Origin of the sequence: Bacillus sp. PS237 (assembly GCF_037963345.1) — a bacterium.
Lineage (GTDB): Bacteria > Bacillota > Bacilli > Bacillales > Bacillaceae > Bacillus > Bacillus subtilis.
This window is the reverse complement of sequence record NZ_CP150156.1, coordinates 2,934,133-2,958,144: the sequence shown is the minus strand read 5'-3', so window position 1 is coordinate 2,958,144 and position 24,012 is coordinate 2,934,133. Positions and strand designations below refer to the sequence as shown.

The 24,012-nt window shown below is 44.1% G+C and carries 25 protein-coding genes; 22 read left to right on the top strand and 3 right to left on the bottom strand.

Features of this window, described 5'->3' with window-relative positions; all coding sequences use genetic code 11:
* Positions 1 to 8: 8 nt before the first annotated feature.
* Complete coding sequence (ezrA, locus tag NST22_RS15410) at positions 9 to 1,697, top strand: septation ring formation regulator EzrA (RefSeq protein WP_003229320.1); 1,689 nt, start codon at positions 9 to 11, stop codon at positions 1,695 to 1,697.
* A 94-nt stretch (positions 1,698 to 1,791) separates the two neighbouring features.
* Here the strand turns inward: ezrA and brnQ are convergent, their stop codons facing one another.
* Positions 1,792 to 3,129, bottom strand: a complete 1,338-nt coding sequence (brnQ, locus tag NST22_RS15405; protein WP_003229322.1) for a branched-chain amino acid transport system II carrier protein — start codon at positions 3,127 to 3,129, stop codon at positions 1,792 to 1,794.
* A 194-nt stretch (positions 3,130 to 3,323) separates the two neighbouring features.
* On the opposite strand from brnQ, the gene NST22_RS15400 reads away from it, so the two are divergent.
* The 5 genes from NST22_RS15400 to NST22_RS15380 all read left to right on the top strand — a co-directional run bounded on the left by NST22_RS15400 (position 3,324) and on the right by NST22_RS15380 (position 9,358).
* Positions 3,324 to 4,469 (top strand): cysteine desulfurase family protein, encoded by a 1,146-nt coding sequence (locus tag NST22_RS15400; RefSeq protein ID WP_004398687.1) that lies wholly within the window; start codon positions 3,324 to 3,326, stop codon positions 4,467 to 4,469.
* Positions 4,470 to 4,472: 3 nt separating this feature from the next.
* On the top strand, positions 4,473 to 5,678 hold the full coding sequence (thiI, locus tag NST22_RS15395) for a tRNA uracil 4-sulfurtransferase ThiI (RefSeq protein ID WP_003229326.1): 1,206 nt from the start codon (positions 4,473 to 4,475) through the stop codon (positions 5,676 to 5,678).
* A gap of 93 nt (positions 5,679 to 5,771) precedes the next feature.
* On the top strand, positions 5,772 to 5,981 hold the full coding sequence (gene sspA, locus NST22_RS15390; protein WP_003223491.1) for an alpha type acid-soluble spore protein SspA: 210 nt from the start codon (positions 5,772 to 5,774) through the stop codon (positions 5,979 to 5,981).
* A gap of 178 nt (positions 5,982 to 6,159) precedes the next feature.
* Positions 6,160 to 7,749 carry an acyl--CoA ligase gene (locus NST22_RS15385; RefSeq protein ID WP_003229331.1) on the top strand — a complete coding sequence of 530 codons (1,590 nt, stop codon included), beginning with the start codon at positions 6,160 to 6,162 and terminating at the stop codon, positions 7,747 to 7,749.
* Between the two features lie 19 nt (positions 7,750 to 7,768).
* Entirely contained in the window at positions 7,769 to 9,358 is a 1,590-nt protein-coding gene (locus NST22_RS15380) for an amidohydrolase (protein ID WP_003229333.1), read from the top strand.
* Between the two features lie 31 nt (positions 9,359 to 9,389).
* On the opposite strand, the gene NST22_RS15375 is transcribed toward NST22_RS15380, so the two are convergent.
* A complete protein-coding gene (locus tag NST22_RS15375) occupies positions 9,390 to 10,193 on the bottom strand; it encodes an NAD kinase (RefSeq protein WP_004399091.1) in 804 nt (267 codons plus the stop codon).
* 185 nt (positions 10,194 to 10,378) lie between these two features.
* On the opposite strand from NST22_RS15375, the gene sppA reads away from it, so the two are divergent.
* The 14 genes from sppA to NST22_RS15305 all read left to right on the top strand — a co-directional run bounded on the left by sppA (position 10,379) and on the right by NST22_RS15305 (position 21,511).
* Positions 10,379 to 11,386: a signal peptide peptidase SppA gene (sppA, locus tag NST22_RS15370; protein WP_003229337.1), complete on the top strand. Its 1,008-nt coding sequence runs from the start codon at positions 10,379 to 10,381 to the stop codon at positions 11,384 to 11,386.
* 12 nt (positions 11,387 to 11,398) lie between these two features.
* The gene (locus NST22_RS15365) at positions 11,399 to 11,893 is read left to right on the top strand and encodes an RDD family protein (protein ID WP_003229340.1); all 495 of its coding nucleotides are present in this window, start codon (positions 11,399 to 11,401) and stop codon (positions 11,891 to 11,893) included.
* A 74-nt stretch (positions 11,894 to 11,967) separates the two neighbouring features.
* Positions 11,968 to 12,648 (top strand): DUF2953 domain-containing protein, encoded by a 681-nt coding sequence (locus NST22_RS15360; protein ID WP_004399127.1) that lies wholly within the window; start codon positions 11,968 to 11,970, stop codon positions 12,646 to 12,648.
* A 13-nt stretch (positions 12,649 to 12,661) separates the two neighbouring features.
* The gene (gene ytfJ, locus NST22_RS15355; protein ID WP_004398631.1) at positions 12,662 to 13,117 is read left to right on the top strand and encodes a GerW family sporulation protein; all 456 of its coding nucleotides are present in this window, start codon (positions 12,662 to 12,664) and stop codon (positions 13,115 to 13,117) included.
* Positions 13,118 to 13,226: 109 nt separating this feature from the next.
* Positions 13,227 to 13,730 carry a thiol peroxidase gene (gene tpx / locus NST22_RS15350; RefSeq protein ID WP_003223506.1) on the top strand — a complete coding sequence of 168 codons (504 nt, stop codon included), beginning with the start codon at positions 13,227 to 13,229 and terminating at the stop codon, positions 13,728 to 13,730.
* Positions 13,731 to 13,790: 60 nt separating this feature from the next.
* Positions 13,791 to 14,780: an N-6 DNA methylase gene (locus tag NST22_RS15345; protein WP_003229346.1), complete on the top strand. Its 990-nt coding sequence runs from the start codon at positions 13,791 to 13,793 to the stop codon at positions 14,778 to 14,780.
* Complete coding sequence (locus NST22_RS15340; RefSeq protein WP_119123076.1) at positions 14,752 to 14,955, top strand: hypothetical protein; 204 nt, start codon at positions 14,752 to 14,754, stop codon at positions 14,953 to 14,955. The genes NST22_RS15345 and NST22_RS15340 overlap by 29 nt, the downstream gene beginning before the upstream one ends.
* A 172-nt stretch (positions 14,956 to 15,127) precedes the next feature.
* The gene (locus NST22_RS15335) at positions 15,128 to 16,315 is read left to right on the top strand and encodes an acetate kinase (protein ID WP_003223511.1); all 1,188 of its coding nucleotides are present in this window, start codon (positions 15,128 to 15,130) and stop codon (positions 16,313 to 16,315) included.
* An 84-nt stretch (positions 16,316 to 16,399) separates the two neighbouring features.
* The gene (locus NST22_RS15330; protein WP_004398479.1) at positions 16,400 to 16,912 is read left to right on the top strand and encodes a molybdenum cofactor biosynthesis protein B; all 513 of its coding nucleotides are present in this window, start codon (positions 16,400 to 16,402) and stop codon (positions 16,910 to 16,912) included.
* Between the two features lie 169 nt (positions 16,913 to 17,081).
* On the top strand, positions 17,082 to 18,293 hold the full coding sequence (locus NST22_RS15325) for an argininosuccinate synthase (RefSeq protein WP_003229357.1): 1,212 nt from the start codon (positions 17,082 to 17,084) through the stop codon (positions 18,291 to 18,293).
* Positions 18,290 to 19,675, top strand: a complete 1,386-nt coding sequence (gene argH / locus NST22_RS15320; protein ID WP_003246018.1) for an argininosuccinate lyase — start codon at positions 18,290 to 18,292, stop codon at positions 19,673 to 19,675. The genes NST22_RS15325 and argH overlap by 4 nt, the downstream gene beginning before the upstream one ends.
* Before the next feature lie 61 nt (positions 19,676 to 19,736).
* On the top strand, positions 19,737 to 19,871 hold the full coding sequence (locus NST22_RS15315; RefSeq protein WP_004399018.1) for a hypothetical protein: 135 nt from the start codon (positions 19,737 to 19,739) through the stop codon (positions 19,869 to 19,871).
* Between the two features lie 126 nt (positions 19,872 to 19,997).
* Positions 19,998 to 20,765, top strand: a complete 768-nt coding sequence (locus NST22_RS15310) for an SDR family oxidoreductase (RefSeq protein ID WP_004398521.1) — start codon at positions 19,998 to 20,000, stop codon at positions 20,763 to 20,765.
* A gap of 62 nt (positions 20,766 to 20,827) precedes the next feature.
* Positions 20,828 to 21,511 carry a metal-dependent hydrolase gene (locus NST22_RS15305; RefSeq protein ID WP_003245964.1) on the top strand — a complete coding sequence of 228 codons (684 nt, stop codon included), beginning with the start codon at positions 20,828 to 20,830 and terminating at the stop codon, positions 21,509 to 21,511.
* Between the two features lie 50 nt (positions 21,512 to 21,561).
* Here NST22_RS15305 and ytlI read toward each other — a convergent pair whose 3' ends face one another.
* Positions 21,562 to 22,488, bottom strand: coding sequence for a LysR family transcriptional regulator YtlI (gene ytlI, locus NST22_RS15300; protein WP_004398915.1), 927 nt, complete (start codon positions 22,486 to 22,488; stop codon positions 21,562 to 21,564).
* A gap of 152 nt (positions 22,489 to 22,640) precedes the next feature.
* Between ytlI and snaA the strand changes: the two genes are divergently transcribed.
* Together snaA and tcyJ are read left to right on the top strand one after the other, a co-directional pair.
* Positions 22,641 to 23,177 (top strand): N-acetyltransferase SnaA, encoded by a 537-nt coding sequence (snaA, locus tag NST22_RS15295; RefSeq protein WP_003245971.1) that lies wholly within the window; start codon positions 22,641 to 22,643, stop codon positions 23,175 to 23,177.
* A gap of 13 nt (positions 23,178 to 23,190) precedes the next feature.
* Positions 23,191 to 24,000: a sulfur-containing amino acid ABC transporter substrate-binding protein TcyJ gene (gene tcyJ / locus NST22_RS15290; protein WP_004399114.1), complete on the top strand. Its 810-nt coding sequence runs from the start codon at positions 23,191 to 23,193 to the stop codon at positions 23,998 to 24,000.
* Positions 24,001 to 24,012: the final 12 nt, after the last annotated feature.

Below are 24,012 nucleotides of genomic sequence, written 5' to 3'. Positions count from 1 at the left end.
GGCTCATTATGGAGTTTGTCATTGGATTATTAATTGTACTGCTTGCGCTGTTTGCGGCAGGCTACTTTTTCAGGAAAAAAATCTACGCCGAAATCGACCGGCTGGAATCGTGGAAGATTGAAATTCTGAATCGGTCGATCGTGGAAGAAATGTCTAAAATAAAACATTTAAAAATGACGGGTCAGACAGAAGAGTTCTTTGAGAAGTGGCGTGAAGAATGGGATGAGATTGTCACAGCCCACATGCCGAAAGTTGAAGAGCTCCTTTATGATGCCGAGGAAAATGCAGACAAATACCGGTTTAAAAAGGCCAATCAAGTGCTCGTTCATATCGACGACCTGCTGACAGCGGCTGAATCAAGCATTGAAAAGATTCTTCGGGAAATCAGCGATCTTGTCACAAGTGAGGAAAAGAGCCGTGAAGAGATTGAACAGGTGAGGGAGCGCTATTCGAAATCTCGAAAAAACCTGCTGGCTTACAGCCACCTTTACGGGGAGCTTTATGACAGCCTTGAAAAGGATCTGGACGAAATTTGGAGCGGCATCAAACAATTTGAAGAAGAAACAGAAGGCGGAAACTATATTACTGCACGAAAAGTACTGCTTGAGCAGGACCGCAATCTTGAACGGCTTCAGTCATACATAGATGATGTGCCGAAGCTGTTAGCTGACTGTAAACAGACGGTGCCCGGACAGATTGCAAAGCTCAAGGATGGCTATGGCGAAATGAAAGAAAAAGGGTACAAGCTTGAGCATATCCAGCTTGATAAGGAATTAGAAAATCTGTCAAACCAGCTGAAACGAGCGGAACATGTCCTGATGACTGAACTGGATATTGATGAAGCGTCCGCAATCCTGCAGCTCATTGACGAAAATATTCAATCTGTTTATCAGCAGCTGGAGGGCGAAGTTGAAGCCGGTCAATCCGTACTAAGCAAAATGCCTGAATTGATTATTGCTTACGACAAGCTTAAAGAAGAGAAAGAGCATACGAAAGCGGAAACTGAGCTGGTGAAGGAAAGCTACAGGCTGACAGCCGGTGAGCTCGGCAAACAGCAGGCTTTTGAAAAGCGCCTTGATGAAATTGGAAAGCTGCTATCATCCGTTAAAGATAAGCTTGATGCAGAGCATGTCGCCTACTCACTTTTAGTAGAAGAAGTTGCTTCAATAGAGAAGCAAATTGAAGAAGTGAAAAAAGAGCATGCCGAGTATCGTGAAAATCTGCAAGCGCTGAGAAAAGAAGAGCTTCAGGCGAGGGAGACGCTCAGCAATTTGAAAAAAACAATTTCTGAGACAGCAAGACTGCTGAAGACTAGCAACATTCCAGGCATTCCGAGCCATATTCAAGAGATGCTGGAGAACGCGCATCATCATATTCAAGAAACGGTCAATCAACTAAACGAACTTCCATTAAATATGGAAGAAGCCGGAGCCCATTTGAAACAAGCAGAAGATATCGTCAACAGGGCAAGCCGGGAATCAGAGGAACTTGTCGAGCAGGTCATCCTCATTGAAAAAATCATTCAGTTCGGAAACCGGTTCAGAAGCCAGAATCATATTTTATCTGAACAGCTGAAAGAAGCGGAAAGACGTTTTTATGCTTTTGATTATGACGACTCTTATGAAATTGCCGCTGCCGCTGTAGAAAAGGCTGCGCCAGGTGCAGTTGAAAAAATCAAAGCTGACATATCCGCTTAGATAATCACGACCATGAAAAAGAGCCCGCAGTGTAATGAGCAGGCTCTTTTTTTATTACAAAACGCCTGCGCAATAACGCAGGCGTTCTGTGACATTAACTTATTTCATTAAGCTGTTTGGATGGTCCGATGAATAAGGTCAGCACATAGCCGATAACCGCTCCGACGATTCCTGGAAGCACCCAGCCGATGCCGAGGCTGTAAAGAGGAAGATTCGCATTTAGAAACACATCTAAAGATCCAAGTGAAAAACCGGCTGCTTTGATACCGTCTAAAATACTGAAAAGTCCTGTACCGATCAAGCATGCGATGTACACTTCGCGTCTTTCTTTAAAGATCTTATCGATGAAGGAAAGAACGATAATGACAATGGCAAGCGGATAGATAGCTGATAAAATAGGAACAGAAAACGCGATAATTTGCGCGAGTCCGAAATTCGCAATGATCAAGCTGAATAACGTGACAATCGTAACGACAATTTTATATGATAATGCCGGAATAAGTTTTGAAAAATATTGGCCGCAAGATGTGACAAGGCCGATGCTTGTTGTTAAACATGCGACTGTAATCGCTGCTCCGAGTACGATGTTGCCCAATGAACCGAATAAATAATGGGAAGACGCAGATAAAATTTTAGCTCCTTCACCAACAGGACCAATGGCATTTGTGCTTGTTGCACCTAAATAAGCAAGGGATACATAAATGAAAGTCAGGCCTAAAGCGGCAATCACACCTGCTTTAATGCAGGCTGCAGCAAGAGCTTTAGACTGTGTAACGCCTTTGCTTTTTACAGCATTTACAACGACAACGCCAAATACAATTGAAGCAAGTGCGTCCATTGTTTTATAGCCTTCTAAAAATCCTTTAAAAACCGGTGTTCCTTTATATGCTTCTGTCACGGCGCCCAATCCGCCCATCGGCGTGAAGATGGCTTTGAGAACAATGATTAAAATAATTGTGAATTTGATGGGAGTCAGAATTTTTCCGACTCGATCCACAACCTTAGATGGGTTTAACGCTAAATAGTACGTAACGCCGAAAAAGATAAGTGTAAATATTAATAAAGAAAGTCTTTCTGGTACACCAGTCAAAAACGGAACAGCGCCAATTTCATATGAAACAGTTCCTGTTCTCGGGATGGCGAATAATGGTCCGATTGATAAATAAAGCACGACAGTAAAGATTGTGCCGAAAACAGGGTGCGCTTTGTCAGCAAGGCCTTTAGCGTCCTTACCGGTTAATGCGATGGCGATAATGCCGAGAAGCGGCAGGCCTACCCCTGTCAGTAAAAATCCGCCGATGGCCTTCCAGACGTTGTGTCCGGCTGCTTGTCCAAGTTCCGGCGGATAAATCATATTTCCTGCTCCAAAGAATAACGCAAATAGCATGAAACCAATAATAATGGTATCTTTGACAGGCAGTGAGTGTTTCATGAAAAAAATCCTCCTAATAATTATGTTAAAATATTCTGTCAATTAATTGTCAGATAATATGACGAAACGAACAAATCTTATTATATGGTAAAAAAATTAGAAGTCAATACTAGTTTTTCGTAATTTTCTATTAAATTTTGTTATGGTAACATAAATATCATACCTTGTACCGCTTTCATAAAGGAGTAAAAAAGATGATATATTTAGATAATAGTTCAACGACGAAGCCTTACGATGAAGTCTTGAACGTATATGAACAGACGAGCAGCCGATACTTTGGCAATCCTTCATCTTTGCACCGATATGGAGCCGAAACGGAACAGCTGCTTCAAGCAGCCAAAAATCAAATCAAAAGGTCCTTAGGCCTAAAAAAATATGATATTGTATTTACGTCAGGCGCCACAGAAGCCAATAATGCGGCTTTAAAAGGAGCGGCTTTGTCAAAGATAAAAACAGGCAAACATATCATTGCCACTTCTATTGAACATCCATCCGTTACGGAATCGTTAGAACAGCTGAAAGAGTTGTTCGGGTTTGATATCACTTATCTTTCTGTGAATGAAGACGGATTTGTTTCTATTGAAGATCTAAAAGCAGCCATCCGTCCCGATACCGTGCTTGTCAGCATGATGCATGTGAACAATGAAGTCGGTTCCGTGCAGCCGATTGAAGCGGCAGGAGAAGTGCTGAAAGAGCATTCGAACATTTTGTTTCACGTCGATTATGTGCAGGGCATCTATAAAGTGCCCTTGGCAATTGAAAAGGCCGGCATTGATCTATGTTCAATTTCGGGGCATAAATTTCACGGCCTAAAGGGGACAGGCGCACTTATTGTAAAAGAAGGAACACGCCTTATTCCGCTCATAACGGGAGGCTCTCAGCAAAAAGGCATACGGGCCGGAACAGAACATACTGCTGGTGCGGTTTCGCTTGCCAAGGCCATTAATCTGGCCTCTGCTGATTTTGACACACGGCTTGACACGATGACTGCCGTAAAGGAATTGTTTATGAATAGGCTGAGTGAAATTGAGGGCGTCGTTATCAACACGCCTCAAATGAATAGCGCGCCGCACATTATTAATTTCTCTGTACCGGGGATTAAAGCGGAAGTGCTTTTACACATGCTTGAGGAACAGGATATATTCGTCTCCACAACATCGGCTTGCTCGGCAAAAGAACATAAGCCCAGCAAGGTTCTCTTAGAGATGGGCAAAGGAGAGCAGATTGCCGGAAGCAGCATCAGAATCAGTTTAAATTACAGCCAGACAAGCGATGTGGCAGAACCGTTTATGAACGCGCTTCGTCCTGGCATCAAAAAATTAAGGGAAATGATGAGGTAGAACATGAATTACGATCATATATTAATTCGTTTTGGGGAAATTTCGACCAAAGGCAAAAACAGAAAAAGCTTTATTGAGCGCTTAAAACAAAACATCAGACTCGTTTTGAAAGACTATCCGAATTTAAAATACTTTTCCAACAGGGATCGTATGACGATTACATTAAATGGAGAGGATCCTGAGGCTCTTTTTCCTCATTTAAAGCAAGTGTTTGGGATTCAAAGCTTCAGCCTGGCAATTAAGTGTGACAGCCGCCTTGATGATATTAAGGCAACCGCACTAAAGGCTATCAAAGATCAGTATAAACCAGGTGATACGTTTAAAGTCGCGACAAAGAGAGCGTATAAGCAATTTGAATTAGATACAAACCAGATGAACGCTGAAATCGGCGGCCATATTTTGCGAAATACAGAAGGATTGACGGTCGATGTTCGCAACCCAGACATCCCGCTCAGAATCGAAATCAGGGAAGAAGCAACATTTTTGACAATTCGTGATGAAAAAGGTGCAGGCGGGCTGCCAGTTGGTTCAGCAGGAAAAGCGATGCTGATGCTTTCTGGCGGTTTTGACAGCCCTGTGGCCGGTTTTTATGCGATGAAACGGGGATTGTCGGTAGAAGCTGTTCATTTCTTCAGCCCGCCATACACAAGCGAGCGCGCAAAGCAAAAGGTAATGGATCTGGCGAAATGTCTGTCCCGTTTTGGGGGAAGCATGACACTTCATATTGTTCCATTTACAAAAACGCAAGAGCTCATCCAAAAACAAATTCCTGAAAATTACACAATGACGGCAACCCGCCGCCTCATGCTTCAGATAGCCGACAGAATCAGAGAAAAGAGAAACGGGCTTGCCATTATTACGGGAGAAAGCCTCGGTCAGGTAGCGAGCCAAACGCTTGAAAGCATGTATGCAATTAATGCGGTGACGTCAACACCGATTTTGCGTCCGCTAATCGCCATGGACAAAACAGAAATCATCGAAAAATCACGGGAAATTGGCACATATGAGACAAGTATTCAGCCGTTTGAAGACTGCTGCACGATCTTTACACCGCCAAGCCCGAAAACACGCCCTAAAAAAGAGAAAATTGAACACTTTGAAAGCTTTGTTGATTTCGAGCCGTATATTCAAGAAGCGGTAGATAACATTGAGACAATGACCCTTTATAGCGAACAAGAAGCTAACGATAAATTCGCTGAACTCTTTTAAATCAATTTTCAGCTCCTGTATACAATTACCAAAGTTTTTCTGAATGAAGCCATGTGTTTTGACACATTCTATACTCACAAGGAGGTGAGACACATGGCTAACAATAACTCAGGTAACAGCAACAACCTTTTAGTACCAGGAGCTGCTCAAGCGATCGACCAAATGAAATTAGAAATCGCTTCTGAATTCGGTGTAAACCTTGGAGCAGACACAACTTCTCGCGCTAACGGTTCTGTTGGAGGAGAGATCACAAAACGTCTTGTATCTTTTGCTCAACAAAACATGGGCGGAGGACAATTCTAATTTACAATTTCACATAATGGCTTAGGAGTGGGGGTATCCCCACTCTTTTTCATTTTTTACATATAAAAAAGGACCAGCGGCCTATAAAATCTATGTTTACAGAGGTTGCTTTTAGGCATATCCTTACGGAAAGAGCCTGTATTTATGTATAATGGGTGGAGAAAGTGAGGAGTTGTTCGTGTTAAAACGTGAAGATTTAATTGCCCCTGTGCAATATAATTTAGTGAATGAAATGGAAAAGTTCAGTGCTGCTGGACAAAAAACCGCTCTTCTTTGGGAGGACGAGTCGGGCAAGCAAGAATCTTGGTCGTATGAAAAGCTGATGGAAGAAACAAATAAAATCGGAGCGGCCTTAGCTGATCTTGGATTTAAAAAGGGAGACAAGCTGATTGTAATGGTTCCGCGGGTGCTTGAAGCCTATGCTGTTTATTTGGCTATCCTGAAATCAGGAATGGTTGTCATTCCGTGCTCCGAAATGCTTCGCGCGAAAGATCTTGAATACCGGATTGAACATGCAGAGGTAAAAGGCGCTATCGTCTACTCCGAATTTATTGGCGCTTTCCGGGATGTCAGTACGGCTGACAAACTGATTACACTGTCTATTGGTGAAAATGATGCCGGCTGGAAAAACCTCTTATCAATTGAAGCGGACGGAAGCCAATTTAAAACAGCTGACACAACAAGAGATGATATGGCTTTCTTATCTTATACATCCGGGACAACAGGTCAGCCGAAAGGTGTTGTACATACACATGGATGGGCATTTGCTCATTTAAAAACTTCTGCCGGCGCTTGGCTTGACATTTCTGAAAAGGATATCGTCTGGGCAACTGCTGCCCCTGGCTGGCAAAAGTGGGTATGGAGTCCGTTTTTAGCGGTGCTTGGCAGCGGAGCAACCGGTTTTGTGTACCACGGCAGATTCAAAGCAGAAAAATATCTAGAGCTTTTAAATCGCTACAAAATCAATGTTTTCTGCTGCACTCCGACAGAATACCGCTTAATGGCGAAGGTTGAAGGCTTGAAACGCTTTGATCTTTCTGCCCTGCACAGCGCTGTTTCCGCAGGTGAGCCGCTCAACCGTGAAGTCATTGATGTTTTCCAAAAGCACTTTGGCATTAAGGTACGGGACGGATATGGCCAAACAGAAAGCACGCTTTTGGTTGGTGTTTTGAAAGATACGCCTATTAAACCGGGAAGCATGGGAAAACCGACACCGGGAAATCAGGTGGAGATCATAAATGAAGACGGTGAAATCTGCAAACCTGGTGAGGTTGGCGATATCGCTGTTCACCTCAGTACGCCTGCGCTCTTTAAAGAGTATTTTAAAGATCCGGAAAGAATGAAAACACAAATTCGCGGCGATTATTTCCTAACGGGAGACAGAGCAAGAAAAGATGAGGAAGGTTACTTCTGGTTTGAAAGCCGAAATGACGATATTATTATCAGCTCCGGCTATACGATCGGGCCTTTCGAGGTGGAAGACGCGCTTGTTAAGCACCCAGAAGTAAAAGAATGTGCTGTTGTCGCAAGCCCTGATGAAATCAGAGGCTCCATCGTAAAGGCATATGTTGTCCTGCAAAATCATGAAAAACGCAGTGATGAGCTTGTCAAAATGCTGCAAAACCATGTGAAGACGATTACCGCTCCATACAAATATCCTAGAGAAATTGAATTTGTGGAAAGCCTGCCGAAAACGGCTTCTGCAAAAATCAGACGAGTGGAATTAAGAAAACGTGAAGAACAGCTCAAAGCCAATAAAAAGGCGTAAAGAAAGAGAGTGAACGTGAATGAAGGCGATATGGCACGGCGGTTTCATTTATACGATGCTCGAAGAAGGCGATCGGACTGAGGCAGTTTATGTTGAGGATGGTGTTATAAAAGGCACCGGCAGCTATGAACGTTTGAAGGAAAAGTACGGGTCGCCGGAAACAGAAGAAATCAGCCTGAACGGAGCAGTGATGTTCCCCGGTTTTGTTGACAGCCATCTACATTTGATCGGCCACGGTGAGAAACAGCTTCAGCTCGATCTGTCCGCACTGACGTCGAAAGATTCAATTTTACAGGCTGCGAAGGAAAGAGAGCGGCAGCTTCCTAAAAACGATTGGCTCATTGGAGAAGGCTGGAATGAAAATCAGTTTGAGACACCTGACTACTTGACTAAGCATGATCTTGATCGCCTGTTTCCTGACAGGCCCGTCTTGCTCAAGCGTATATGCCGGCATGCAATAGCTGTCAATTCTGCGGCTCTTCAAGCAGCGGGAATTTCAAGAAATACTCCTGATCCTGACGGCGGAGTCATCGTAAAAGATGCAAATGGCGAGCCGACCGGACTCCTGTTTGATAAGGCGCAGGATTTGATTCTGAAGGCTGTCCCGCCAGTCTCCCAGCACTATGTTGATGAGGCATTAACGGCTGCAATAAAGGATTGCTGGACAAAAGGCCTGACGGGCGGTCATTCGGAAGACTTGTCCTATTATGGTGATGTTTCGGTGCCGATGAAAGCTTATGAGAAAGCTGCCGCTGGCGGAAAGTATCCGTTTCGCTGCCATTTGCTCGTTCATCATGAAGCTGTCGATCGATGGGAGCAGCTGGAGAAGCTGTCCGGCCCGTATGTGGAGTTCGGTGCTATGAAAATCTTTGCGGACGGGGCGCTTGGCGGGAGAACGGCTTTATTGAAAGAACCATATCAGGATGATCCATCAACAAATGGTGTTCAGGTTCACGATGACGAAACCCTTGGCCGGCTCATTCGCAAAGCGAGAGAAAAAGGGATGGAGGTTGCTGTTCATGCAATCGGCGATCTTGCTTTTGAAAAAGTGCTGAACGCAATAGAAAAGCATCCGCCCAAAAACGGCCGGCATGATCGGCTTATTCATGCTCAAGTGCTTGATAACGAATTAATCGAGAGAGCAGCACGCATGCCGATCGCACTTGACCTTCAGCCGCACTTCGTTGCAAGCGACTTTCCGTGGGTCATTGACCGTCTCGGAAAAGACCGGATGAAGACTGCATTTGCCTGGAAAACCCTCATATCTAAAGGCATTTTATGCGCGGGCGGTTCAGACGCCCCGATTGAGCCTGTTGACCCGCTTCTAGGGATCCAGTCCGCGGTCCTCCGGAAAAGCAGTCATGAGCAAAACGGGCCAAGCTATAATGAAAGTGAATGTTTACCTGTATATGAAGCGATAAAGCTTTATACAGAAGGTAGCGCCGGTATCATTTATAAAGAGAAGTCACGCGGAAAAATTGCGGAAGGCTATGACGCGGATTTTACAGTTCTCAGTGGTGATCCGTTTGCCATTGACCCCGCACAGCTTCATCTTTTAGAGATTAAAAAAACCGTGATTAACGGCCAGATTGTATATGAGAAATCATAAAAGGACAGGCAGCAGCCTGTCCTTTTATTTTCTATAAAAAAGTACGCTTCACTTTTTCCCAAAATGAATTGTCCTTTAGTTTGACTGTTTTGATTTTCTTATTAGACAGTTTGATTTCGATCGTTTTCACATTTCTCGTGCTGAGTGCTTCATTGTCCAAGCCGATGATTGGGTGTTCGTTGCCGTCCTGCACCACACGAAGGGTCAGCTTTCGGTCAGAGCTGAGGACAAATGGCGAGCCGAGTGTCCGGTAGGTATTATTGTTAAGGGATGCAAGCTCTGATACCTGCATGCATGGAAGCAATGGATCAACAACAGCTCCTGCAACAGACTTGTTATAGGCGGTGCTCCCTGTAGGCGTTGAGATAATCATTCCGTCACCTCTAAACGTTTCAAAGTGCAGATCGTCAATCAGCACGTCCATCACAAAGGTTTTGATGATGCTTGAGCGGATGGATACCTCGTTTAAGCAGTGAAAAGGACTGGCTTGATCCACTGTCACTTCAATCAGCGGGTATTTTCTCACTTCAATTTGTTCAAACGTCATTGCATCGACCATTTTTTCTCGCTCATCACTATGAAAGTCGCAATATAAATGAGCTTTCCCCTTTTTGGTAATGCCGACGTACAAGCAGTCGTCACGAAAATTCGTCTTTCTGACTGCCTGCAAAAATGTGCCGTCCCCGCCAATGCTAGCGATAATATTGGCGTCTGAGTGCTGGTTCACAACGGTAAATCCATGCTCTTCCGCTAATTGTGTTAACGAGCGGGCTTGTTCGTTCGTTTCCTGATCCTGTTTGTGAAAAAAATAAACATTACGGCGTTGATCGGTCATATCCCATTTCCCCTTTGCTGTCATATTTAAGTTTTTCTGCCATCCAGTATTTGTGATAAAATACCTTTGGCCATAAGTGTACCACGTTTGCCGGCAGCCCGTTAAGCCGGAGCTTTCTCATGAAGTGAAACATTTTTCATATTGAATCGTATAATGAGAGAGTTTAGGAAAAAGGAGGAGAAAAAATGAATGCAAAAAGATGGATTGCATTAGTGATTGCTCTGGGGATTTTCGGCGTGTCTATTATCGTCAGCATCTCTATGAGTTTCTTTGAAAGCGTCAAAGGCGCTCAAACGGATCTCACATCACTGACGGATGAATCGCAGGAGAAGACGCTGGAAAACGGCAGTCCCTCAAGTAAAATTGCCGTATTAGAGGTCAGCGGCACCATTCAGGATAATGGGGACTCAAGCAGTCTGCTTGGTGCAGACGGATATAACCACAGAACGTTCTTAAAAAACCTTGAGCGCGCAAAAGATGACAAGACGGTCAAAGGTATCGTTCTGAAGGTGAATTCTCCGGGTGGCGGAGTGTATGAAAGTGCTGAAATACATAAGAAACTGGAAGAAATCAAGAAAGAAACGAAAAAACCGATTTACGTGTCAATGGGTTCGATGGCAGCATCAGGAGGCTATTACATCTCAACAGCGGCTGATAAGATTTTTGCGACACCGGAAACCCTGACCGGGTCACTCGGCGTCATTATGGAAAGCGTCAATTATTCAAAGCTTGCCGACAAGCTTGGCATTTCTTTTGAAACGATTAAGAGCGGGGCCCATAAGGACATTATGTCTCCTTCCCGTGAGATGACGAAAGAAGAAAAAAACATCATGCAATCGATGGTTGATAATTCGTATGAAGGCTTTGTTGATGTCATTTCAAAAGGGCGCGGCATGCCGAAAGCAGAGGTAAAGAAAATTGCGGACGGCCGCGTGTATGACGGACGGCAGGCGAAAAAACTGAACCTCGTTGATGAGCTTGGTTTTTATGACGATACCATTACGGCCATGAAAAAGGATCACAAGGATTTGAAAAACGCCTCTGTCATTTCTTATGAGGAAAGCTTCGGATTAGGCTCACTGTTTTCCATGGGCGCGAACAAAATGTTTAAAAGTGAAATTGATTTTTTGAATATGAGAGAAATTCTATCGCAATCCGGTTCGCCGAGAATGATGTATCTCTATGCGAAGTAGGAGGGAACAATAATGGACGCGACATATGAAGAGTTAGAGCGCAATGACATCAAAGGCCCGCAAGAAGCGGAGCTGCTGACACATGCCTATGCTGGCTTTTGGGTTCGTTTCTGGGCTTTCCTGCTTGATTGGCTCGTGATATGGGGATTAAACCATTTGCTCGTTTCTCCCCTCTTTACCGTATTGGATCTGCCGAAAACATCCGGCATGTTTACCTTCTCGGCCTACAGTGTGACAACGCTTATTGTGTATCTTGCCTATTTCGCACTCATGACAAAATACTTCAGGCAGACGCTTGGTAAAATGGTGTTCGGCCTCAAAGTGGTTTCTGTGAAGCAAGATAGCAAGCTGACATGGAGTACAGTGATTTTTCGTGAAGTGGTTGGACGGTATATTGATAAGATTTGGATTTTATATATCGTTGTTGCCTTTTCACCTACAAAACAAGGGATTCATGATTACATCGCGGATACCACCGTGGTGCATGAAAAATTATACCGCAAATAACCGATAACCCGGACTTCCGTCCGGGTTTATTTTTTTAGGAATTGGCGATAATGCTCCTAGAGGAAGTGAAGAATATGGTGTATGTACTGACAGCCATTCTTATTCTCATAGGGATCGTACTGCTTCTCAGAATGAAAATCCATGTCGCGCTGGAGTATCTTCATGCCGATGATAATGACAAATTGACCTTGAAGATTACGGCGCTGTTTGGCCTTATAAGGATCAAAAAAACAATCCCGGCGATTAAGGTGAACAAAGAAGACGGAACAGTGGATATCAAACAAAAAACTGAATCCAAAATGAAAAAAAGCAGCGGAAAGAAAAAAATTACACAAAACGATGTGCAGCAAAGCATTAATAAAATCGAAATGCTTTTGCATCAGGTCACCAGACTGCGGAAAATCAGCGCGTCTTTTCTCGCGCATTTACATATCACAAAACTAGAATGGGTTACAGTAATCGGAATTCAGGACGCGGCAGTGACAGGTGTGTTAACCGGTGCTGTATGGGGCGTGAAGGGCGGTATCGCAGCAATGCTCTACGACCACCTGGACTTTGTGAATAAACCTGTCTATGAGGTGATCCCGTCGTTTCAAGTCCCTGTTTCCAAGACCCATTTTCAGTGTATATTCTTTTTTCGCTTTGGACATGCTATGCTTGCAGCTTTCAAATTCGTCAAATACGGACGGGAGCTATCCGTATTAAAGAAGAATCCGTCGGCTAGAATGACTTCAAAGAATGATTCATCAGTTTAAGGAGGAAGCGTATATGGCAGACCATCCCATCCAAGGTTTAATGAAAACCGCAATGGAAAACTTGAAGGAAATGATTGATGTTAACACCATCATCGGAGATCCAGTGGAAACGCCTGATGGAAGTGTGATTTTAACTGTTTCTAAAGTTGGATTCGGATTCGCCGCAGGCGGAAGCGAGTTTGGCGGAAAGCCGGCCGAAAAGAAATCGGAAGACGATGAGACAAGAGAACAGAAACTTCCTTTCGGAGGCGGAAGCGGGGGCGGTGTGTCCATTACGCCGATCGCGTTTTTAATTGTCGGATCGACAGGCATCAGAATGCTTCATTTAGATGAAAATACCCATTTAATAGAGAAAATTTTAGACGCAGCCCCTCAAACACTCGAGCGCATCCAGCAAATGTTCAAGAAAAATAACAAAAACCAAAGCCAAGGCCAAAATCAAAACCAAATGAACAATATGAATTATTAAAAAAAGGTTAACTGCGCTGGCCGCAGTTAACTTTTTTTTGGCATAAACTTTGCAGTTTGCAGGAAACTTTACTATGATAGAGACATACATACAAAAGGGAGGAATTATAATGGCTGAAATTACATTCAAAGGCGGTCCGGTTACACTTGTCGGACAAGAAGTGAAGGTAGGAGATCAAGCTCCTGATTTCACAGTGCTGACTAACAGCCTTGAAGAAAAATCGTTAGCTGACATGAAAGGAAAGGTAACGATTATTTCTGTTATCCCTTCAATTGATACAGGTGTTTGTGATGCACAAACACGCCGTTTTAACGAAGAAGCTGCAAAGCTTGGAGATGTCAACGTCTACACAATCAGTGCAGACCTTCCATTCGCGCAAGCGCGCTGGTGCGGCGCTAACGGAATTGACAAAGTGGAAACACTGTCTGACCACAGAGATATGTCATTTGGCGAAGCGTTCGGTGTGTATATTAAAGAACTTCGTCTGCTTGCGCGTTCCGTATTTGTCCTTGATGAGAACGGAAAAGTCGTTTACGCTGAATATGTAAGCGAAGCAACAAACCACCCGAACTATGAAAAGCCAATTGAGGCTGCTAAGGCATTAGTAAAGTAAGCAGGGAAAAAAGCTCCAGGCTGCCGCCGGAGCTTTTTTCATGGCAAGGAGGAACACAATATGCAAAAAGACCATGTAGGTGCGGTGTATGAGCTGTTAAACGAAGCCGCGATTATGATAAAGAATGAATTGCAGATTTCATATATAGAGGCGCTGGCCGAAGCAGGAGAAATGTATTTTCTTGAAAAAACGGATCAGCTGAAACTGCCTGCTGATCAGAAAACCAAACAACTTCAGGCTCTGCTTGAAAAAGCGGAATTCGGCACGTATGAGCATGAGTGGGTACGCAAGGCTTTTCAGCTTGCCGTCCTTAAAGGAATGAAAGATATCTCGCATCCAAACAGACAAATGACGCCGGATACGATCGGGCTTTTCATCAGCTATTTGGTGAATAAATTTATGGCGGACAAAAAGGAACTGACCATTCTTGATCCAGCCCTGGGAACTGGGAACCTTCTGTTTACCGTGCTGAACCAGCTGTCTGAAAAAACGGCAAACAGCTTTGGCATTGAAATTGATGATGTGCTCTTGAAGATCGCCTATGCCCAAGCGAACCTTCTGAAAAAAGAGCTTGAGCTTTTCCACCAGGACAGCCTTGAGCCGTTGTTTATCGATCCAGTTGACACGGTCATTTGTGATCTGCCAGTCGGCTATTATCCGAATGACGAAGGAGCAGAAGCGTTTGAGCTCAAAGCTGACGAAGGCCATTCCTTCGCTCATCATCTGTTTATTGAACAGAGCGTCAAGCATACCAAACCGGGCGGCTACTTATTTTTTATGATTCCGAATCATTTGTTTGAGAGCTCCCAAAGCGGCAAGCTGAAACAGTTTTTCAAAGATAAGGTTCATATCAACGCACTGTTGCAGCTGCCAAAATCTATTTTTAAAGACGAAGCTCATGCCAAAAGCATCCTTGTGCTTCAGAAACAAGGAGAGAATACGAAAGCGCCGGGGCAAATTCTGCTTGCGAATCTTCCGTCTTTCTCCAATCAAAAGGCGATGCTTGATATGATGGCTCAATTTGATGAATGGTTTAAAAAAGAAAAGTAAGTGTTTTAAAAGCAGCTTAGACAGCCGTATGAGGTCGATGCCTAAGCTGCTTTTATTTATGCTTTTGAAGACCGGACTTGACGAATTGAATCCAGCTTTGAAACACAAAATACAGAGGGAAAAACCGCAAATTGTAAGCGTTCATCAATACAAAACCTATAGTGAATGTGTCTGAAAATAACGACTTCTTATTGTAAGCGTTATCAATACGCAAGTTGACTTGAAAAGCCGACATGACAATGTTTAAATGGAAAAGTCAGATATTTTTCGGAGAAGATGTTGATATTCACCGGGAAAAAAGTACGAAAAACGAAGTTGTTGATACAGAGTATAAAGGAGCGTCAATCATGTCCAAAATTATTGCAATTAACGCAGGAAGCTCGTCTTTGAAATTTCAGCTTTTCGAAATGCCTTCAGAAACCGTTTTAACGAAGGGTTTAGTTGAACGAATCGGTATCGCCGACAGCGTATTCACAATTTCTGTGAACGGCGAAAAAAATACAGAAGTAACTGATATTCCAGATCATGCGGTAGCTGTTAAAATGCTGCTGAATAAGTTAACGGAATTCGGCATTATTAAAGACTTGAATGAAATTGACGGAATTGGCCATCGTGTCGTTCACGGCGGAGAAAAATTCAGCGATTCTGTTTTATTAACGGATGAAACCATTAAGGAAATCGAAGATATTTCTGAATTGGCACCGCTTCACAATCCGGCAAATATCGTTGGAATTAAAGCGTTCAAAGAAGTGCTTCCAAATGTTCCTGCGGTAGCTGTATTTGATACAGCATTCCACCAAACAATGCCTGAGCAGTCTTACCTTTACAGCTTGCCGTATGAATACTATGAAAAATTCGGCATCCGTAAATACGGCTTCCACGGCACTTCACATAAATATGTAACTGAGCGTGCGGCAGAGCTTCTCGGCCGTCCGTTAAAAGACTTGCGCCTGATTTCCTGCCACCTTGGAAACGGAGCAAGTATTGCCGCTGTTGAAGGCGGAAAATCTATTGACACATCCATGGGCTTTACGCCGCTTGCCGGTGTAGCAATGGGCACACGCTCTGGAAACATCGACCCTGCCCTGATCCCATACATCATGGAGAAAACAGGCCAAACGGCTGACGAAGTACTGAATACATTAAACAAAAAAAGCGGACTGCTCGGCATTTCCGGTTTCTCAAGCGATCTTCGTGACATCGTTGAAGCTACGAAAGAAGGAAATGAGCGCGCGGAAACGGCTCTTGAAGTATTCGCAAGCAGAATCCACAAATACATCGGTTCTTACGCTGCAAGAATGAGCGGTGTAGATGCGATCATCTTTACTGCCGGTATCGGTGAAAACAGTGTGGAAGTCAGAGAACGCGTTCTTCGCGGTTTAGAATTCATGGGCGTATACTGGGACCCTGCGCTTAATAACGTGCGCGGCGAGGAAGCTTTCATCAGCTATCCGCATTCTCCAGTAAAAGTCATGATCATCCCGACTGATGAAGAAGTCATGATTGCGCGCGACGTTGTTCGTTTAGCAAAATAAATCGCATGAAAGCACATTCTCTTGAATGTGCTTTTTTGTTGATGCATGATAGTGACAGACAGAAAACATAAAAGAGGTGGGCCAATGAGCGTTCAAGAGCATAAACAAGAAGCTCCCGATATCGTTCGGTGCAAAGTGATTACTGTCAGTGACACGAGGACAGATGAAACCGATAAAAGCGGCAAGCTGATGATCTCATTTTTAGAAGAAGCCGGTCATCATATTGCCGCATATGAAATTGTAAAAGACGAAAAGGATGCTTTGCAACGGTCAGTGCTTGCGGGCTGCATGGATGAACAGACAGACGCGGTACTCTTAAACGGAGGGACAGGCATAGCAGATCGGGATGTCACAATTGAAGCCATAACGCCGCTGTTTTCGAAAGAACTGCCCGGCTTTGGAGAAATATTCAGGATGCTGAGTTATACAGAGGATATCGGCTCTGCCGCAATCATGTCGAGAGCAACTGCCGGCGTCATTCAGCATACCGCTGTTTTCTCAACGCCAGGCTCAAGCGGCGCAGTAAAGCTGGCAATGAATAAGCTGATTATTCCCGAACTTGCGCATGTGGTCAGAGAAATCAGAAAAGACAAGTAAATGAATAAATACTATGAAACTTCACCTGAAATTTAGGTGAAGTTTTTTTTATAAAAGGCTTGAAAAAACGAAACGTACTTGTTAAAGTGTATACATACAAAATGTATTTTTATTAAATATAATTTATTTTTATACAAAATAGAAACACGGTTGAGAGGGGATTTTTATCATGTCAGAACAGAAAAAAGTCGTATTAGCATACTCAGGAGGTCTTGATACTTCCGTCGCAATAAAATGGCTTCAGGAGCAAGGATATAATGTAATCGCCTGCTGCCTGGATGTCGGTGAGGGCAAAGATTTGGCATTTGTTCAGCAGAAAGCGCTTGAAGTCGGCGCGACAAACTCCTACGTGATCGATGCAAAAGAAGAATTTGCACAGGATTACGCGCTTATCTCTTTGCAGGCCCACACAATGTATGAAGGAAAATACCCGCTTGTTTCGGCATTATCTCGACCGCTGATCGCGAAAAAACTGGTTGAAATTGCGGAAAAAGAAGATGCACAGGCGATTGCCCACGGATGCACAGGGAAAGGAAATGACCAGGTTCGTTTCGAAGTCTCCATTAAATCATTAAACCCTGACCTAGAAGTCATCGCGCCGGTTCGCGAATGGCAGTGGTCACGTGAAGAAGAAATTGAATATGCGGCTAGCCGCGGCATTCCGATTCCGATCAATCTTGACAGCCCGTATTCTATCGACCAAAACCTCTGGGGACGCGCCAATGAGTGCGGCATTTTAGAAGATCCATGGGCGGCGCCGCCAGAAGGTGCATACGATTTAACAGCTCCGCTGGAAAAAACGCCGGACACGCCGGAAGTGATTGAAATTGCATTTGAACAGGGCGTGCCTGTCTCCATTGACGGTGTTTCCTACTCGCTTTCTGAGCTGATCTTGAAGCTGAATGAAATGGCGGGCGCGCACGGTGTCGGACGTATCGACCACGTGGAAAACCGCCTCGTCGGCATTAAATCCCGGGAAGTATACGAATGCCCTGGTGCGATGACACTGATCAAAGCGCATAAAGAATTAGAAGATTTGACACTGGTGAAAGAGGTAGCCCACTTTAAACCGATCATCGAGCAAAAAATGTCAGAAATCATTTACAACGGCTTATGGTTCTCACCGTTAAAAGACGCGCTGCACGCTTTCTTAAAAGAAACGCAAAAGCATGTCACAGGCATTGTCCGCGTGAAGCTGTTTAAAGGCCATGCAATTGTAGAAGGACGTAAATCGGAATACTCTCTATATGATGAAAAACTTGCAACATATACAAAAGACGATGCATTTGATCACCATGCAGCAATCGGATTTATCGAGCTTTGGGGACTTCCGACAAAAGTGAACAGCATCGTGAAAAAGAAGGAGCAGATTAAAGCATGAAGAAGCTTTGGGGAGGCCGATTTCAAAAAACACCGGAAAAATGGGTCGACGAGTTCGGCGCGTCCATATCATTTGACCAAAATTTAGTTGCTGAAGACATTACAGGGTCTCTCGCACATGCTGCCATGCTGAAAAAATGCGGTATTCTGACAGCAGAAGAAGAGTTGAAAATCCGAGAGGGCCTGAATACCCTTTTGCAAAAAGCAGAGGAGGGAGCATTGGAATTCTCAGTCGATTATGAGGATATTCATTTGAACATTGAGAAAATGCTCATTGACGAAATCGGTCCTCTTGGCGGCAAGCTGCATACCGGCAGAAGCCGGAATGACCAGGTGGCGACTGACATGCATTTATACTTGAAGAATCATGTCGGCCACATCATCGAGCTGATTGAGGCATTCCAAAGTGCGCTGATTGAAAAGGCGGAAGCGAACGTTGAAACGATTCTGCCGGGCTACACACATTTGCAGCGCGCCCAGCCGATTTCATTCGCTCACCATCTGCTTGCGTATTTCTGGATGCTTGAGCGCGACAAGGAGCGTTTTCAGGATTCAATGAAGCGGATTAACAAATCTCCGCTCGGCTGCGGGGCGCTCGCGGGAACAACCTTCCCAATTGACCGTGATTATTCAGCGGAACTGCTCGGCTTTGATGCCATTTATGAAAACAGCTTGGACGGCGTCAGCGACAGAGACTTCATTTTGGAGTTTTTAAGCAACAGCAGTATGCTGATGATGCACCTATCCCGTTTCTCTGAAGAAATCATTTTATGGTGCTCGCAGGAGTTTAAATTCATCGAGCTTGACGATACGTACGCAACAGGAAGCAGCATGATGCCGCAAAAGAAAAACCCTGATATGGCGGAGCTGATCCGCGGCAAAACAGGACGCGTATACGGCGATATGATGGGGCTGTTTACGATCATGAAAGGACTTCCGCTCGCTTACAACAAAGATCTGCAGGAAGACAAAGAGGGCATGTTTGACACGGTGAAAACGGTGGAGGGCAGCCTGCAAATCTTCACAGGCATGATCCAAACAATGACTGTAAACAAAGACGTCATGAAGCAAGCAACAAAACAAGACTTTTCAAACGCGACGGAACTGGCCGATTATTTAGCTAAAAAAGGAATGCCGTTCAGAGAAGCGCATGAAGTGGTCGGGAAACTTGTGTACACATGCATCGAAAGAGGGATCTATTTAAGCGATATGCCGTTTGGCGAGTTTCAGCAGGCGAGCACACTATTTGAAGAAGATATTTACACTGTGTTAGACCCTTACTACGCAGTTGAAAAAAGAATGAGCGCCGGGGGCACCGGATTCAAACAGGTGGAACAGGCGCTTGAAAAAGCGAAAGCTTGCGTGGCAGCAGGAGTTTGTTAAAATTTCCTTCATAAAATCCCGTCATTATAGCCAACCTACCTCTATAATGATGGGAGGCAGAATGATGAAAAAAGAACCGGAACGCTATATTTATGATGAACAAGAAAGCCAGGAGACAACAAGGCTCATTTCAGAAGCATATCAAAGCGGTTATGTCGATATGCCTGATCAGGAGTCTTCATCTCCTGCAGAATAAGCTGTCTGTACAGGCAGCTTTTTTTGTATGCCAAAGTGTAAAAAGTGATATTGCAAGCCTTTTATAGTAAAGTAGAAGAAGAAACACTTTATTGAAAGCGGCGACGTTGCTTTGGGAGGTATTCATGTGCGACATGCTTTAATTACTGCCGGTTCGAAGGGTTTAGGCCGCAAAGTGACTGAAACGTTGCTTGCAAAGGGGTATTCAGTAACAGTCAATTACAGACAGGATGAGGAGGCAGTCAGCCGCCTGAAGGAAGCCTGTCCCGATTGTCTTGACCGGCTGCAATTTGTAAAAGGTGATGTCACCAAAAAAGAAGATCTGCTGCGTATTGCAGAGGCTGCCTTAAACCGCTTCGGAAGGATCGACTTTTTGATTAACAACGCTGGACCATACATATTTGAACGTAAAAAGTTAGCCGATTATACTGATGATGAATGGTATGGCATGCTGGAAGGAAATTTAAGCGCCGTCTTTCATTTATTCAAAGCGGTTATTCCTATTATGAGAAAACAGCAATTTGGACGCATTATTACGTACGGATTCCAAGGTGCGGCTCACGCGCCCGGCTGGCTTCACCGATCGGCATTTGGCGCTGCGAAAGTGGGCTTGGCTTCTTTGACGAAGACAATTGCCATTGAAGAAGCCGAATTCGGCATAACCGCCAACATGGTTTGCCCAGGAGACATTGTCGGCGACATGAAAGAAGCATCGATAGAGGAAGCCAGAATGCGAATCGGCAAAGAAAAAACGCCGATAGGAAGATCCGGTACAGGCGAGGATATTGCCAGGATTATCGCTTTCTTGTGTGAGGAGAACTCAGACCTTGTGACAGGGACTGTCATTGAAGCCACCGGAGGCCTCAATGTCATTAACAAGAATCAAACAACATAAGTTTTTCAGCTTTTTAAAAAGGGAAAATAAAAAAAACAAAATCATGTGACGAGGTGAAAGAAATGAAAGTGACATATCACGGACATTCTGTAATCACAGTGGAAACGAAGGACCATCATATTATTTTTGATCCGTTTTTAACAGGGAATTCATTAACGGATATAAAGCCGGAGGATGTAAAAGCGGATGTCATCTTACTAACGCACGGCCACAATGACCATGTCGGTGATACTGAACAAATCGCCAAGCAAAATAACGCGCTGGTTATAGCCCCGAACGAGCTCGCTGTGTACTTAGGCTGGAAAGGCTTGAATGTTCATCCAATGCATATTGGCGGCTCCCGCCAGTTCGATTTTGGAAAAGTGAAGCTCACACAGGCCTTTCATGGATCAGCCATCACAGATGAAGAAAACAAAACGATCACTTACACAGGCATGCCTGCCGGTATTTTGCTGACTGTAGAAGATAAAACGATTTTCCACGCGGGCGATACGGCACTTTTCTCTGATATGAAACTCATTGGCGAATTGAATCATATCGACCTTGCTTTCCTTCCGATTGGCGATAACTTTACAATGGGGCCTGAAGACGCCAAGCTTGCTGCTGAATGGCTGCGCGCAAAACAGGTCGTGCCGGTGCATTACAATACATTCCCGGTCATCGAACAAGACCCAGAAGCATTCGCTGACAGCCTGCCGGGCGGAGTCGGCAAAGTCATGTCGGTCGGTGAGACGATCGAGCTTTAAACCGTGAAACCATCTCCTGATGAATCAGGAGGTGGTTTTTATTTTTTCAGTTATCCTGTAATGGTCTTATCAGAGGTTCCTTCCAATTCTTTGCTGCGCTGCTGAAAACGTTTGGTTATCCGGGCGATCAAGTCCTTCGTGGCGCGGTCAAAATGAACTTCTTTTTGATTTGTCAACAGCCCTATGGGCGGGGTGATATCCAGGTTCAGAATTGGAATGACTTTAGTGCCGTTGAACGGTTTAGAATGTGCGGTGCTGGTAAAGATTGAAATTCCGATGTTTTCACGTACGTAATATTCATGTGACATGCTGCTTGTGAGCTCCATTTTTTTGTAGCGATTCCCGAGTTCTCTATGTAAATGCTGTTCAATTTGTAAGCGAATGGGGCAATTGGCGGGCGTAAATATGAAGCGCTCTTCTGCTAAATCAGACAAATGGACAGCCTTCTTCTCAGCGAGCGGATGTTGATCAGATACAATCACATTTAATGTGTCATAAAAAAATGGATGGTAGTAATTTTCAAGAATCAGCTCCGGCTCGCCGCAGACTGCAAAATCAATCGTCCCGTCTAAGAGCTTTTGACTGCAGGTATTGGCGTCATCAACCTTGATATTAACCGTTATCTTTGGGTAATCCATTAAGAAATCCTTTAAAATCTCGGGGAATATCAGACTGGCGGTTGGCTCTGAAACCCCTATGTTGATAATGCCTGCCTCTTCTTCCTTTAAGTCGGAGAGGTTGTGTTTAAGCGCCTCGTATTGCATCAAAAGATCTCCTGTTCGTTCATAAAAAAGCTTCCCTGCTTTTGTCAACTGCAGGCTTTTTCCTCTTTCAAACAGCAGTACGCCTAAATCCTGCTCCAATTGCTTCATACGCATCGATATCGTCGGCTGCGAGTAGTTGAGTATTTCTGCAGCTTTATAGAAGCTTCCAAATTTTACAATCGTATGAAACGTTTTGATTGAGCGTAACTCCAATGTGCTCCCTCCTGTTTTTCATCATTAAAATTACTGAAGTGAAGGTTTACTTTTTTTGATTAGTCAAAGATCAGAGTATGCTTTATAGTATAAACAATAAAAGCTTAGTAAACAAATAGGAATTATATATTTTGTGAAGAGGAGTGACAAAAATGAGTGATGATATTTTTCGACTGGCAACTGTTGAAGATGCATCGGAGCTGTTGAAACTGGTTAACAGCGCATTTCAGCCCATTCGGCAGCTGGATATTGATTGGCCATCCACGAGAGCTGATATCCAAATGGTATCAGAAAATATTGAACATCATTCAGCGATTGTGCTGGAGCGGGATGGGAAGCTGATTTCAACGATTACAATCAGGTTCCCGTGGGAGAGTGAGACGCCTCCTTCAAAATATCCATTTGTGTGGTGGTTTGCGACACTGCCGGAATATAAAGGGCAAGGCGCCGGAAGTAAGCTGCTTACGTATGTTGAAGAAAAAGTGCTTCGAGATATGCTGAAGGCTCCTGCGCTGACACTCGGCACATCGGCGCGCAAGCATCCTTGGCTTGCTGACATGTACAGAAGGAGAGGGTATGAAGTGTATTTTGAGCAGGAAAAAGACGGGGACATAGGTGTGATGATGCACAAGGTTCTGATTCCGGAACGATTTAACCCAACGCTTTTAGGTGCGCCCAGCTGGGCATGATGTGAGGCAGCCTATGAATAAGCGTAAAGGATTGGTTTTGCTGCTGTCAGTGTTTGCATTACTTGGCGGGGGATGTTCGCAAACAAATAACAAAACAGATCGTCAGGCTCAAACGGTCATAGTCGGCACTGGAACAGATTTTCCGAATATTGCGTTTTTAAATGAAAAAGGTGAATTGACCGGGTATGACATTGAAGTGATGAAAGCCATCGATAAGGAGTTGCCTCAATATACATTTGAATTTAAAACGATGGATTTCTCAAATTTGCTGACGAGTCTCGGAAATAAAAAAATTGATGTGATTGCGCACAATATGGCCAAAAATAAAGAACGAGAAAAGCGTTTTTTGTATCATAAAGTCCCATATAACTACTCGCCGATGTACATCACGGTGAAAGAGGATAATCACAAGATTCATACATTAAAAGACTTACACGGAAAAACAGTCATAGTTGGCGCCACGTCAAATGCGGCAGATTATATTACAAAGTACAACAAAACGCACGGCAGCCCAATTCATTTGAAATATGCGGGACAGGGAAGCAATGATACCGCCAATCAAATTGAAACCGGGCGCGCAGATGCAACGATAGCTACACCGTTTGCCGTCGATTTTCAGAATAAAACGCACGCCTTCCGCCAAAAGACAGTCGGTGACGTGTTATTAGATACCGAGGTGTACTTTATGTTTAATAAAGGCAGCCAAACCTTGGCGGATGACACGGATCAAGCGATTAAAAAGCTGGAGAAAAACGGAACGCTAAAAAAACTAAGCCGAAAATGGCTCGGGGCAGATTATTCAAAATCAAGTTTTGAAAAATAAATGGGGCGATGA